Below are 13,366 nucleotides of genomic sequence, written 5' to 3' on the forward strand. Positions count from 1 at the left end.
TCGTTCTTCCAGGCTGGGAGTAGCCACCGATCCTTTGATCCGGCCGTGAGTTCGCGTTTGTATGAGATACGATGACTCCGAACGAGCACAGGCGGTAGCGTCGCGGGCCCGCGAACTGATGGACGAGGTCGTTCTTCCGATCGAACGGGCGCGTGCTGGCGGGGTAACGATCTCGAGTGGAACCGTTGCAGAACTCCGCGAGGCAGCCCGTGAGTACGAGGTTTACGCACCGCAGATACCCAAAGCCCACGGTGGGATGGGGCTCAGCTTTCGCGATGCGCTTCCGACCTTCGAGGAGGCAGGACGGAGTCTCCTCGGATCGGTCGCGATGCGCGTCGACGCCCCCGACGAGGGCAACATGCACCTCCTCGAGCTGGCCGGTGACGACCTCCAGAAGGAGACGTATCTCGAGCCCCTCGTTGCAGGCGAGTTGACGTCCGGATTCTCGATGACGGAACCGATGCAGGGTGCTGGCTCGGACCCAAAGATGATCCAGACCACGGCAACGCGGGACGGTGACGAATGGGTCATCGATGGCCACAAGTGGTGGACGACACAGGGCGTCGAGGCGGACATCCTGATCGTCCTTGCCCGAACGAATCCGGACGCCCACCCGTACGAGGGGTGTTCGCTCTTTCTGGTGCCGGCCGACGCCGACGGCGTCGAGGTACTTCGCGACGTCCCGCACATGGGCGGGGGGAACCGCGGCGCCTCACACGCAGAGATCCGCTACGACGGCGTCAGCGTCCCCGACGAACACCTGCTTGGCGACCTCGATCGTGGATTCGTCCACGCCCAAGAACGGCTCGGCCCCGCCCGCCTGACTCACTGCATGCGCTACTCCGGGATGGCCCAGCGCGCACTCGAGATCGCCAAAGCCTACCTGAGCGAGCGGGAAGGATTCGACTCGACGCTTTCGGACAAACAGTCGCTTCGTCACCGGATCGCCGACGCCGAGACGAACCTCCACGTCGCCCGGACGGCGATCCGCGATGCGGCCGATCGTATCGCCGCCGGCGACCAGGCCCGCGTCCAGGTCTCGATGTGTAAGGTGTTCACCGCGAACGTCACCCAGGACGCGATTGACCTTGCAGTCCAGTGCTGTGGCGCAAACGGCATCGGGAAAGACCTCCCGCTTTCTGATTTCTACGAGTCCATCCGCCAGTTCCGCATCGTCGACGGCGCAGACGAGGTCCACCGCCGCGTCATCGCTCGCGCCGCATTCGACGACGTCTCCGACGAAGAACTCGAGCCACTGACCAGATTTGGGACGCCAACCAGCACCTGAACGTGGTAGCTGGGGTATCGGCGGCCGAAATCCCGCAACTCCTACTCGAGTCGTTTCGAATTCGTCGGTCGAACCGACTGGTGTATGCAACCCATGACCGGCCGTCATCACAGATTAGATACTGCTCCCAGCGGCTCGAAAGCTAATTAACGATTGTTTTCGTCCGATCGGACAGGTCGCGTCGGATGTAAGTGGCGATAGTTACTCGAACGGCCGGGGAGCAAAACCGTTAGACGTGGTTACTTGACGTAACGGTAGTTACGCCTCATAGCAATGAACCGCCTACGGCCAGGACAGGGTGAGTACCACCCTGGATCCGGATGAACTCGAATGACACAACAGCAAATCGACGACGCCTTCTTCGGGCCGCAGGAGCAGTTGCCCTCGGCGGAATCGGCCTCTCTAGTACCGCAGCGGCGAGTGGCCACGAAAAACGAAAGAAGAAAGAACGCGTCGAGCCAGCAGCCGAACCCAAGAAGAAAGAGCGTGTCGAACCGGCAACTGAACCCAAGAAGAAAGAACGCGTCGAACCGGCAGCCGAACCCAAGGAGAAAGAACGCGTCGAGCCGGCAGCCGAACCCGAGAAGAAAGAGCGTGTCGAACCGGCAACTGAACCCAAGAAGAAAGAGCGCGTCGAACCGGCAACCGAACCCAAAAAGAAAACTAAAGACGACAAGCCACAACCGGACCGCGTTCTCGAGGCAGGGAACGCCAGAATTGAATCGTATGAAGACGGTCACCGAATGCAGACCAGCAGCGTCGAACTCGATACGCGGCCCGTCGAAGAAAACGACTCCAACGACTACAGCGGCTGAAGTCGACACAAGAAGCCGTGGCCTCTTCGCCACCCTACTCGCTCACGGCTGCGGCCGTTCCTTATTTGAAGGTGGTGTGATCGGATAGGTCTCACAGCCTATACGAACGGACACGTCACGCCCGTGAGTAGCGGGATACCTGTCTTCGCGACGGGTAAGTCTCGTACTCGAGGACCGTTTCGACTGTGCACCGGTCACCAGCACAGGTGCGGACGTCGATCGAGACATCGGGACCGAAACGGAGTTTTCGACCGCTCGAGCGCCCCATTCGCATGCTGAGGCTGCTGTGGGCGGCGTGAGGAGAGCAAACTCGACGGACTCGCTACTGCTCTCCCACGTCGTCCGTTATGCGTGGCCGCAGGGTTCATGCATCCGGTATGTTCGTACAACGAGGTGACGTGTACAGCGAGTCGTCGAGTGAGCCGACGTAACGGGATTCGAAGCCGATGGCGAGACCTCGTTTCGCTCGGCCTTGCGTGGTTCGGATCTCCGGACCCATGCTCCTCACGGCCGTTTGTCGCGGACGGGCGTGACGGGATTCGAACCCGCGATCAGAAGGTTAGGAACCTTCTGCCCTCTCCGCTAGGCCACACGCCCCCGAGAAAATCAGTTGGTTTCGGTCTCGGTTTCGGTTTCGGTCTCCTCGTTATCTTCGGCCGTGACAGGCTCCGTGTCGACGAAGTCGGTGTCCTCGTCTTCGTCATCGAAGTCACCCGTCTCGCGCATTTCTTCGAGTTCCGTTTCGACCTTTTCACGCCCCTTTTGGAATTCGCCCATGGCCTCTCCCGTCGATCGAGCCAGCTTCGGGATCTTGTTGGCCCCGAACAGCAAGATGGCGATGAAAAGGATGATCAGTAGTTCCGGACCCCCGGGTGCGCCGGGGATGAACAGCGGTGCGATTTCGGCTACCATCTCTATGCGTGGCTTACCCGCTGGCAATTATAACCTTTTTGGACCACACAGTAAAGCAAGCGTCAACGAACGTCCCGTTATCGGAGGAATCCGGCCAAACCGGCGGCGTTGCGCCAGTATAAATCGGTCGCCTCCCGGACGGCCTCGGCACTGTTCGGGGTGTGCTGGGTCCGTCGGTTGTGCCGCCGTGAACCGATCAGCTTTCGACGACCGTCAGGAAGCGGTCCTCACGCGACCGAGTGCGGTCTGATCGCCCTGTTGGAGCGACGTGTCGCCTGCGGTCGGTCGATGGTTCGATGAGTAAATCCATGGTGGACGAACTAACGGCGATGCGCTCACACTGAGTGACCTTCCGGGAACGAAACTGTCTTTCCGATATGAACGAAATGGACTCCTGATGCCTGAAACTGGAGACGCAGCCCCCGATTTCACTGCACCGCTTGCAACCGGCGATGTCGAGTCGTTCTCGCTGTCCGAGCGCGTCGCGGACGAGGCACCGATCGTCCTCGCGTTCTTCCCCGGCGCGTTCACGAGCGTCTGTACCAACGAGATGTGTACGTTCCAGGATCGCCTGGCGGCGTTCGACGACGTAGACGCAAGCGTCTACGGCGTCAGCCGTGACTCGCCGTTTACGCTCAACGAGTTCCGTGCGCAAAACGACCTCGAGTTCGGCCTGATCAGCGATTTCAACGCCGAAATCGTCGACGAGTACGGGATCTCGATGGACTTCGACGACCTCGGTGTCTACGGCGTCGCCAAGCGCTCGGTCTTCGTCGTCGACGGGGACGGCGAGGTTACCTACGCCTGGGTCAGCGACGACCCTGGTGTCGAACCCGACTACGACGAGGTCGAAGCCGCCGTTACGGACGCGGCGTAAACCGCCATCTTCCCCGCGGCGCAGGGCTTTTCTCGTCGGCCGAAGACGTACTTGTATGAGCGATTCAGCCGTCTCTGAGGAACCCCGCCGTGTCTACGATCCCGATAGTGAGCACAACTTTCCCGACGAGAAACTCAACGCCGTCCTCGAGTTTATCGACGCTGACGAGGAGATCCAGACCTACCTCGAGGCCCAGAACGTCAACGCGGTCGATCGCATGCAGTACAACGACCACGGCGCAAAACACATCGAAATCGTTCGTAACCGCGCTCTCTGTCTGTACGATCTGCTAAAAGCAAGTGACGTCGATTTCAATGGAGCCCGCCAGCAAGGGCTCTCGGAAGAAGACGAATCTGTCATCATCGCCTTTGCGGCCACGCTACACGACATCGGTCACCTTGTTCACCGAGACGAACACGCCTACTATTCGATTCCGCTGGCTTCGGACGTACTCGACAGGGTTCTGCCGGAGTTCTACGACGTCGCCGAATGTGTTCGGATGAAAGGTGAGATTCTGCACGCGATCCTCTGTCACCACCGGTCCGAGACGCCCCTGACCACGGAGGCGGGCGTGATCCGCGTCGCAGACGCCCTCGATATGGAAAGTGGTCGCTCGCGCATCCCGTACGAACACGGCGGCCGCGGGATCAACACGCTCTCGAGCCAGGCGATCAAGCGTGTCTCACTGTACGAAGGCGAGACGCGGCCGGTGATGGTCGAAATCGCGATGACCAACGCAGCCGGTGTCTACCAGGTCGACAACCTCCTGAAGGCGAAACTCCGCGGTTCGGGACTTGCTGACCAGATCCGTATCGTGGCCGTCAACACGAACGAAACGCACGAACAGCTGGTCGAACGCATCGAACTGTAACGGACTGTCCCCGACACGGTCGGTAGCTCGCTGCTGCCGCTTGGACGGTTGCTCGAGAGTACCCCATACTATCAGACAAAAGTCACTGAAGAGATGTCGCCGGATGGGAATGACAAACTCTCACAATAGATCTGTCCGACAGTATCAGAACCCAAGTGTACACGTCAGACGAGTCAGACCGGTACGTGCTCGATCAGGAGAGTGGAACGATTCGGTCGTCCTGTCGCTCGAGATAGCCGCGTTCCTGTAGCGTTCTGAGTATTGTGAGCGTCGTCCCCGTTCGCATTCCGAGATCGTCTCGAAGCTGTTCAGCCGTCGTCTCGCCACGAGTCGTTACGTACAGATACACGAGTTTCGCTCGTGGCGATTCGATTGCGTCCGGAATCGGGGTGGCGGTGCGGTGTCGTGATTTTGACTCCATACTCGGGCATTTGTTTCGACGATACTAAAATACTAGTTCAACGATCGTCGAAAGTCGGTGGGTGCCCGGCTCCTGTCGGGGCCGATTGGGACCGCTGAGCGTGTCGCTTTTGTACGTTCACCGAAGACACTGACGGTATGTCGGTTCAGCTTACCGTGGTCGCACTGTTGACAGGTCTGCTTACAGGAGCCTTGTTTCAATTTCTCAACGTCCCGATTCCGGCCCCGCCGGAGTTTCCCGGCGTCATGGGTATCGTCGGAATTTATCTGGGATACAAGCTTATCGAATACGTCGACATCGGCGTCGATATCCTCGAGACCCTCGGTATGTAACTGCGTCTCGAGAGACACACCAGGTCCTGTCTTCACCGTCGCCGACCGGCGTGGCCCTTGGGGCCAAACTCGAACTCTCAGAGGGCATTCGAGTCCACACTGGACCCGGTTCTCACCGCGAGTCCAGAGCTAGCGTCAGCCGCGACATACCCCAGGCGAACGAGAGAACGAGGACGACCGTGAGATAGGCGACGCCGAACGGTACGATGACGACTGGAAGCGACTCGTAGAACAGGTAGCCAGCGGCGGCGAGGAGGGGAACGAGCACCAAATTCACACGAACGAATCGCTCGAGGCTCATCTAGTGAATCGCAACGGGGCAAACAGGATATGCCTACCGGTCTCCGTCCGTACGCGGCTGTGAGAACGGCTTCACATCCAAAAAACAGGCTGTGACGTCAGTAGCTACGGACCTTGGGTTCGTAGGTCTTCTCTTCGCCCTCGAGGATGACTGGACGGTAGAAGATGTCGGGCTTACCGCCGTTCCACGAGATTAGCGTGTGTTTGAGCCAGTTCTCGTCGTCACGTTCCTGGCGCTCCTGGCGCCAGTGGGCACCGCGGAACTCGTTGCGGACGAGCGCACCCAGTGCGATCGTCTCGGCGACGTCGATCAGGTTCCGCGTCTCGTAGGTCTGCTGGAGATCGGTGTTGAACGTTCGCGACGGGTCGTCGACGTAGACGTCCTGGTACTCCTCGCGGCACTCGCGGATGACCTTCAGCGCCTTCTTGATGCCCTCCTCGGTCCGGAAGACGTTGACGTAGTCGGTCATCGCCGTCTGGAGCTTCTGGCGGATTTCGGCGTGCTGGATGCCATCGTCTTTGTCCATCAGTCGGTCGACGCGTTCGCGCTCGCGTTCGACGGTGCGCTCGAGCAGTCCCTCAACGTCTGCTGTGACACCACCGTCGGCAGCGACTCCATCGTCGGTATCGATGCCGGCCTCGCCGGGCGTGACGGGAAGATCGGCGTCGGTTTCGTCTTCGACGTCCTCACCGTAACCGGTCCGGATCTGGGCGTCGCCGAGGTCTTCACCGGCGGCGTGGCGGCCGGCGCGCTTACCGAAGACGATCAGTTCGGGCAGGGCGTTACCACCCAGTCGGTTTCCGCCGTGGACGGAGACACAGGCACATTCGCCGGCCGCATAGAGGCCGTCGATACAGGTCTGACCGTTCTCGTCGGTTTCGATCCCGCCCATCGCGTAGTGCTGGCCGGGCTTGACCGGCATCGGCTCGACGAGGCCGTCGACGCCCTCGAAGTCCTCTGCGAGATGGAGGATGTTCTCGAGGCGATCGAGGATGCGTTCTTCGCCGAGGTGGCGCATGTCGAGGTAGACGTACTCGTCGTTGACGCCACGGCCCTCGTTGACCTCGGTGAGTTCGGCTCGCGAGACGACGTCGCGGCTGGCGAGTTCGCCGGAGTTGTTCGCGTAGCCGTATTCGAACATGAACCGCTCACCTTCCTCGTTGTAGAGGATTCCGCCCTCTCCACGGACACCCTCACTGATGAGGACGCCGGTCGAAGGAAGCGACGTTGGGTGGAACTGGATGAACTCCATGTCCTCGAGCGGGACGCCAGCGCGGTAGGCGATGGCGTGGCCGTCGCCGGTACAGGAGACGGCGTTGGTGGTGTGGTCGAACGCCTGGCCGGGGCCACCGGTCGCGAGGATAACACCGTCGTTCGCTTTGAAGCCCTCGATATTGCCGGACTGGACGTCGTAGGCGACGACGCCGTGGCAGGTGCGGTCGTTCGGGTCGGGCTCGTCGCTGGTCGCGAGGTTCATCACGTACCACTCGTCGTACACCTGGATGCCGCGTTTGACGACCTGCTCGTACATCACGTGCAGCAGGTGGTGGCCGGTTTCGGCACCGGCATACGTCGTTCGTGGGTAGGAGAGACCACCGAACGGTCGCTGGGAGACTCGCCCGTCTTCTTCACGTGAGAAGGGCATTCCCCAGTGCTCTAAGCGCATCGTGTCCTCGGGGGAGTCCTGTGCGAGGGTCTCGACTGCCGGGGCGTCGCCCAGGTAGTCGGAGCCTTTCATCGTGTCGTAGGCGTGGAGTTCCCAGTCGTCGCCCTCTTGAAGGGCGGCGTTGATTCCACCCTCGGCCGCGCCGGTGTGACTGCGGACCGGGTGGAGTTTCGTGACGAGTGCCGTGTCGGCACCCGCCTCGTGCGCTGCGATTGCGGCCCGAAGGCCGGCGCCACCGGCGCCGACCACGATGACATCGTGTTCGTACATGGGTTACCAGAATTTCAGGTTCTTTTTGACGGCTTCCCGTTTGAGCGCCTGAATGTGCTCAGTGAGCGGGATGTCTTTCGGACACACCTCGGTACAGGAGAACTGAGTCTGACAGCGCCAGACACCGTGTTCCTGTTCGATGATGCGGAGTCGGTGCTCTTTGATCTCTTCGGGTTCGCGTTCGTCCATCGCGAACCGGTAGGCCTTGTTGATCGCTGCCGGCCCGAGATACTGGTTGTCGCCAGCCGCGATGTTACACGAGGAGACACACGATGCACACCAGATACAGCGAGTGGACATCTTGATCTTCTCGCGGTTTTCACGACTTTGACGCTGTTCTTCGAGCGCGCTCGCGTCGGGCGTATCCTCGTTCTGGAAGTACGGCTCGACGGCGTGCATCTGGTCGTAGAAGTGCTCCATGTCGACGACCAGGTCCTTGACGACTTCCTGGTGTGGCAGCGGTTCGATCCGAACCGGCTGTTCGAGATCAGCGATCTGGGTCTTACAGCCGAGTTGTTGTTTCCCGTTGACGAAAAAAGCGTCGGAGCCACAGACGGCCTGCCGACAGGAGTGACGGAACGTCAGCGACGAGTCGTACTCGTCACGGGCGTACATGACCGCGTCGAGGACGGTCATCCCCTTCGTGAAGGGAACGTGGAAGTCGTCGAAGCGGGGTTCCTGTTTCGCTTCGACTTCGGGGTCGTAGCGGAACACCTTGATGTGAACCGTCTCGCCCTCGAGATTGGCGTCGTCGACCGACGTCTGGTCGGCCATCCCGCTCTCGCGTTCCCGCTGGTCGACCGGCGACTCCGCGCCTTTCATCTCCGGGTCTTGCGGTGCTTCCTGGGTTTCTGGTTCTGGTTGTTGGGTGCTCATGTTAGATCATTCCGGCCATGACGAGTGCAACGTACGTTCCCTGGGCGACGAGCGCTACACCTGCGATAATCAGGACCCCAAGCACTACTTTCTTTGGGGTACCGTCGAGTCCCTGGTTGACCAACGCGTTGTAGACACCGTTGATGCCGTGGAACGCGCCCGCGTACAGGAACAGCACCATCGTCAGGAAGTAGCCGATGTTCTCCATACGGGCCTCAGTTCCCGCGAGGGTGATTTCGGCCGCGTGGTTGACGAAGTGCAGCTGGAAGAAGTGAAACGCGAGCACGACGACGAGGAACGCCGCCGTGATGCGCTGGAGCAACCAGCCGGTCCCCCCTGGCGTGAACGACGAGTAGCGTTCGGCCATTAGAACCCAACCCCCGTCATGAACGTTGGCACGCTTGCGACCGTGATGATGCCGGTCAGGATCAGCGAGGCGTAGAAGCTCTTATCCTGTGCTTCCAGCCCGATGCCGAGGTCGACCATCAGCAGACGCAACCCGTTCAGGATGTGGAAGACTGCAACCGCCAGCAGTCCAACCTCGAGTACACGGATGATGAACAAGCCCTCGAGCCCGCCGAGCGTCGCGTCGTAAAGGGGCACTTCCGTGACGCCCGTTCCCTCGATGTTCGGCAAGTCCGCTGCGTTCACTTCGACCGTCTCTCCCGACGTGGCAGTACTCAGTACGGCGATGTGGGTGAACAGGTAGCCGATCAACATCCACCCGGTGAACTTGTGGAAAATCCACGCCCACATTCCGGCCGAGAACTCCTTCCACCGACCGAAGTCCTCGATGAGACCGCGATTGTAAGACTGACTCATACGCTCACGTGAACCGTTTGAGCGTGAAGGTATAGAACTTACCTTTGTCGCTTCGATCAGAGACTACGTTCACGATCGTTCTTCCTGATCCATGGCGGGTAAAGGCTGCTTGTGAAAGCGGACGACATCCACTCGAACCAGACCGGTCACGGCCATCGGCTTACCCCTCGAAACCGCCTTGAAATCACTGGTTCGACCTGGCGAGTCAGCCGTAGCTACCGGCCACGGTCGACGCTCAGAGTTCCGACTGCGAGCTTTCGGGTCGCCGCTCACGCTGGAGCGCCGTTCGAGTGTCCGGGGAGAGCCCGACCAGGTGACAGAGGGGATTACCCGGGTAGACGACGGGGTTCTCGAGGACGCCGACGATCAGGCCGGTGAAGGGGGCTTCGACGGTGACGACTTCGTCCTCTTCTTTGAATGGGTTCGTGATCGTACAGATCACCTCGCCATCCTCGACGAGCGCGCCGCGGCCGCGTTTCATGTCGACGATGCCGCCGGCGTCGGCACGGAGCCAGGTTTTCTCGTCGTCGTCGTCGATGATCGTCCGCCAGCCGGGCCAGTGAACCGACGAATCGGGATGACAGCCGAACTCGGCGAGAGCGCTCGCGACGCCAGTTAGCGCGCGGTCGATGAGCGTCCGCTGGAAGCGATGTGCCTCGCCCATTTCGACCGTAATGGTCGGAACGCCAGCGTCGGTAGCCTCACGCCGCAGGGTTCCGGCCGGCCCCCGACCGGCGATGACGACGTTCGAACTGAACGACTTGGCGAGGCGGTCGACGGTCGGATCGCTCATGTTCGCCCGAACGTGGAGCATGTTTGTCCGCCCCCGTGTCGAAGTGTGAAAATCGATACCCAGATCACAGGGTTCGATGAAATTTGTGAAGATACGGTGGGCCATCCGTCTCGCGCTCGTCGAGCCCTCCCGCCCAGGGAACGACCGATTCAGGTCCCGGTCGTAGATCGGCAGATATCGCTCCTGGGCGAGAAAGCCGGGGACGTTCATCACGGGCAGACAGACCAGCGTCCCGTGAAGCTGAGAGTGATCCCAGTCGTGGGCGACCTCACGAACGACTTCGATGCCGTTGAGTTCGTCCCCGTGAGCCGCCGCGGAGAGGAACACCGTCGGACCCGGATACGCCCCGTTGACGACGGTGACGGGAATTCTGACGGGGTCTCCCAGGTACGTTTCGCTAATGCCGTAGCGGATGTTGGCGGACTCTCCGGGATCGACGCGACCGCCGTTGTAGGTAAAGACGTCGTCCGGCTCAGACGAGCCACCGTCGGGCGGTTCGTCGCCCGAATCGTAATCGCTCATACGGATCACTCCCGCGTCAGTAACGTGAATCTTCCCTTCCGGAGCGAACCCGTCCAATTTCGTATCGGATCCCGTGGACGAACTGGACGGTCGTAGCGAATCTCATTCCGTGGGCATACGTTTTGTAGGATGGGATGGTACGATGGGGCATGCAGCTGCATGAAGCAACTCCGGACGACGTCAGCGATGTCCAGCAGATCGCCAGGAACTCGCTCAACTCGACGTACACGGACTTTCTCGAGGAGTCGACCATCGATGACGCACTCGAGGAGTGGTACGGCGAGTCGTTCACCGACGAACTCGAGGACGACCACTCGTTCGTCCTCCTCGTCGAGCGCGATGGCGACCCGGTCGCGTTCTCTCAGAGCGACCTGATCGGCGACCGCCACAAGACCGGCCGCATCCTCTGGCTCCACGTCGACCCCGACCACCGTGGCGGCGGAACGGGCGTTCGACTGCTCGTTCGCACCCGGGAGAAACTCCTCGAGGAAGGTGCCGAACAGGTTCAGGGGTTCGTCCTCGAGGACAACGAGGGTGGCAACCAGTTCTACCGAGATCACGGCTTCGAGCAAGCGGGTCAGCGCGAGGTAGAGATCGGCGACGAACGGTTCACCGAAAACGTCTACGTCGAGGGCGACGTCGACGAGGAGGGCTGGGCCGCGATCGACGAACTCGAGGTCGATGATGGGGTGGTTTACGTGAGTTTCGGTGAGGCCGCACGGGGCGTGCAAGCACCGTTCTACAGGACGTATCAAACCGAGGAACGATCGGAGCTGTACGGCTGGTTCTGTGGGAACTGCGACTCACTCGATAACGCCATGGATTCGATGGGACGCATCGAGTGCAACAGCTGTGGCAATCGCCGCAAAGCGACGCGCTGGGACGCCTCGTACCTGTAGGTTCGACTGGCGATCGACCCGATCGACGGACGGCTCCCGTCTCGAGCCGGTCTGGCCGGTAACAGTCCCATACCCGTCCCTTGCAGCGTCGGTACGTCGATCCTACAGCTGTTGTCACCGCATTACAATTGGTCGATTTCGCAACCGGGAGAGTGAGACCGGGCGTCCGGGATTGACGGTCACGACCACCAGAGACTTCGCTATGAGTACACGAGATCACATCGTTCGCGGCTTCAAGGCCACGCTCGTCTCGCGAGCGATCTACATGGTCTCGAGCGCGCTGTTGATGTTTATTCTGGCGCGTGTTCTCAACCCGGACGGCTACGGGGCGCTGTACTGGGCGATCGGGATTCTTGCGGTGGTCCAGCTCTTTGCCGATCTGGGTCTCGGGAAGTCGACGGCGCGATACATCTCCGAGTACGGCGAGGCGGGTGAGGGACAGATCCCGCACCTGCTCAAATCGGCCATCGCGTACAAACTCATCATCCTCTCCGTCGTCTCTTACGTGCTGTTGCTCTTTCACGAACAGATCGCCGTCCTCCTCGGCGATCCTGGGGCGGCCCCGTTTCTTGCAGCGGGCGTCCTCTTCATCATTGCCAACTCGTTCAACGTCTTTGCACAGATCGTCTTCCAGGGATTCAATCGCCTCGAGTATAGCGCGGCCGTCCAGGCGATCAGTGGGGCGACCCGGCTCGTCTTTGCGGTCGGCTTCGTGTTACTCGGGTTCGGTGCGATCGGTGCGCTGTTCGGGTACATCGTCGGTTACGCGCTCGCGGGGGTGGTCGGTCTCGCCCTCCTCTATCGCCGGTTTTACGGCGAGTACGAACCCGCCGAGAACTACGAAGAAGGGCTTTCGCGGCGATTGCTCGAGTACAGCGTGCCGTTGACGGCGACGCGCAGCGCGAACGTCATCGACAAGCGGATCGACGTCGTTCTCGTAGGCGTCTTTCTTACGCCCGCTGCAGTCGGCTTCTACCAGCTCGGCAAACAGATCGTCGACTTCGTGCTCGCGCCCGCCGAGTCGCTCGGCTTTACGATTTCGCCGAACTTCGGCGAGCAGAAAGCCGCTGGCCAGCTCGAGCAGGCTCGCCAGATCTATGAGACCTCGCTGACCCACACGATGTTGCTCTACGTCCCGGCCGCGGCGGGACTCGTCCTGGTGGCCGAACCGTTCGTTACGATGGTCTTCGGTGCCGATTACGCGGGTGCAGTGCCAGTCCTCCAGATCCTCGCGGGCTTCGTCGTGCTCCAGGCGATCACCAATCTTACGAGCGATAGTCTGGACTACCTCGGTCGTGCTCGAGAGCGTGCGATCGCGAAGGGAGCGACGTCGATCGCCAATTTCGGGCTCAACATCGTTCTCATCCCGACGATGGGTGTCATCGGCGCTGCAATTGCGACGGTCATGACCCACACGGTGTACGTCGCGGTGAACGTCTACGTCGTTCACACCGAACTCTCGCTTCGGCTGGCTCGCCTCGGGCGGGCAATGGGGCTCGTCTGTGCGATCACGGCCGTAATGGCAGGTGCCGTCTGGATCGTCACCCCGATGATCTCGAGTCTGGCGATGCTGTTCGGGGCGATCGCTCTCGGGACGGCAACCTGGGCCGTCCTGGCGGTTGCAAGTGGTATGCTCGATCTCCGAGAAGTTCGAGCCGTTATTCGATGAGGGGAGCGCCCACTGGTGTTTCGGTAGGGTCC

General features: G+C 60.8%; 15 protein-coding genes and 1 tRNA gene. 7 read left to right on the forward strand and 9 right to left on the reverse strand.

Annotated elements, in window-relative coordinates:
- Positions 1–61 precede the first annotated feature (61 nt).
- Both AArc1_RS12225 and AArc1_RS12230 read left to right on the forward strand, forming a co-directional pair.
- Positions 62–1,288: an acyl-CoA dehydrogenase family protein gene (locus AArc1_RS12225; protein ID WP_117364634.1), complete on the forward strand. Its 1,227-nt coding sequence runs from the start codon at positions 62–64 to the stop codon at positions 1,286–1,288.
- Between the two features lie 320 nt (positions 1,289–1,608).
- Entirely contained in the window at positions 1,609–2,103 is a 495-nt protein-coding gene (locus tag AArc1_RS12230) for a hypothetical protein (protein WP_117364635.1), read from the forward strand.
- A 524-nt stretch (positions 2,104–2,627) separates the two neighbouring features.
- Here the strand turns inward: AArc1_RS12230 and AArc1_RS12235 are convergent.
- Positions 2,628–2,700 (reverse strand) — tRNA-Arg (locus tag AArc1_RS12235).
- Between the two features lie 9 nt (positions 2,701–2,709).
- The gene (gene tatA, locus AArc1_RS12240; RefSeq protein WP_117364636.1) at positions 2,710–3,015 is read right to left on the reverse strand and encodes a twin-arginine translocase TatA/TatE family subunit; all 306 of its coding nucleotides are present in this window, start codon (positions 3,013–3,015) and stop codon (positions 2,710–2,712) included.
- A 397-nt stretch (positions 3,016–3,412) separates the two neighbouring features.
- On the opposite strand from tatA, the gene AArc1_RS12245 reads away from it, so the two are divergent.
- A complete protein-coding gene (locus AArc1_RS12245; RefSeq protein ID WP_117364637.1) occupies positions 3,413–3,892 on the forward strand; it encodes a redoxin domain-containing protein in 480 nt (159 codons plus the stop codon).
- A gap of 55 nt (positions 3,893–3,947) precedes the next feature.
- Positions 3,948–4,763, forward strand: coding sequence for an HD domain-containing protein (locus AArc1_RS12250; RefSeq protein WP_117364638.1), 816 nt, complete (start codon positions 3,948–3,950; stop codon positions 4,761–4,763).
- Between the two features lie 193 nt (positions 4,764–4,956).
- Here the strand turns inward: AArc1_RS12250 and AArc1_RS12255 are convergent, their stop codons facing one another.
- The gene (locus AArc1_RS12255; protein WP_117364639.1) at positions 4,957–5,184 is read right to left on the reverse strand and encodes a MarR family transcriptional regulator; all 228 of its coding nucleotides are present in this window, start codon (positions 5,182–5,184) and stop codon (positions 4,957–4,959) included.
- Between the two features lie 137 nt (positions 5,185–5,321).
- On the opposite strand from AArc1_RS12255, the gene AArc1_RS12260 reads away from it, so the two are divergent.
- Entirely contained in the window at positions 5,322–5,516 is a 195-nt protein-coding gene (locus AArc1_RS12260; RefSeq protein ID WP_117364640.1) for a XapX domain-containing protein, read from the forward strand.
- A 112-nt stretch (positions 5,517–5,628) separates the two neighbouring features.
- Here the strand turns inward: AArc1_RS12260 and AArc1_RS12265 are convergent, their stop codons facing one another.
- The 6 genes from AArc1_RS12265 to AArc1_RS12290 all read right to left on the reverse strand — a co-directional run bounded on the left by AArc1_RS12265 (position 5,629) and on the right by AArc1_RS12290 (position 10,766).
- Positions 5,629–5,817, reverse strand: coding sequence for a hypothetical protein (locus AArc1_RS12265; protein WP_117364641.1), 189 nt, complete (start codon positions 5,815–5,817; stop codon positions 5,629–5,631).
- A gap of 97 nt (positions 5,818–5,914) precedes the next feature.
- The gene (locus AArc1_RS12270; RefSeq protein WP_117364642.1) at positions 5,915–7,753 is read right to left on the reverse strand and encodes an FAD-binding protein; all 1,839 of its coding nucleotides are present in this window, start codon (positions 7,751–7,753) and stop codon (positions 5,915–5,917) included.
- Between the two features lie 3 nt (positions 7,754–7,756).
- Positions 7,757–8,629 carry a succinate dehydrogenase/fumarate reductase iron-sulfur subunit gene (locus tag AArc1_RS12275; RefSeq protein ID WP_117364643.1) on the reverse strand — a complete coding sequence of 291 codons (873 nt, stop codon included), beginning with the start codon at positions 8,627–8,629 and terminating at the stop codon, positions 7,757–7,759.
- A gap of 1 nt (position 8,630) precedes the next feature.
- Complete coding sequence (locus AArc1_RS12280; RefSeq protein WP_117364644.1) at positions 8,631–8,996, reverse strand: succinate dehydrogenase; 366 nt, start codon at positions 8,994–8,996, stop codon at positions 8,631–8,633.
- Positions 8,996–9,451, reverse strand: coding sequence for a succinate dehydrogenase, cytochrome b556 subunit (locus AArc1_RS12285; RefSeq protein ID WP_117364645.1), 456 nt, complete (start codon positions 9,449–9,451; stop codon positions 8,996–8,998). Before AArc1_RS12285 ends, AArc1_RS12280 begins: the two co-directional genes overlap by 1 nt.
- 235 nt (positions 9,452–9,686) lie before the next feature.
- Positions 9,687–10,766, reverse strand: coding sequence for a succinylglutamate desuccinylase/aspartoacylase family protein (locus AArc1_RS12290; protein ID WP_117364646.1), 1,080 nt, complete (start codon positions 10,764–10,766; stop codon positions 9,687–9,689).
- A gap of 149 nt (positions 10,767–10,915) precedes the next feature.
- Here AArc1_RS12290 and AArc1_RS12295 point away from each other — a divergent pair, with 149 nt between their 5' ends.
- Positions 10,916–11,665 carry a GNAT family N-acetyltransferase gene (locus tag AArc1_RS12295; protein WP_117364647.1) on the forward strand — a complete coding sequence of 250 codons (750 nt, stop codon included), beginning with the start codon at positions 10,916–10,918 and terminating at the stop codon, positions 11,663–11,665.
- A gap of 202 nt (positions 11,666–11,867) precedes the next feature.
- Positions 11,868–13,334 carry an oligosaccharide flippase family protein gene (locus tag AArc1_RS12300; protein WP_117364648.1) on the forward strand — a complete coding sequence of 489 codons (1,467 nt, stop codon included), beginning with the start codon at positions 11,868–11,870 and terminating at the stop codon, positions 13,332–13,334.
- The last annotated feature ends 32 nt before the right edge of the window (positions 13,335–13,366 follow it).

This window comes from Natrarchaeobaculum sulfurireducens, from assembly GCF_003430825.1.
Classification (GTDB): domain Archaea; phylum Halobacteriota; class Halobacteria; order Halobacteriales; family Natrialbaceae; genus Natrarchaeobaculum; species Natrarchaeobaculum sulfurireducens.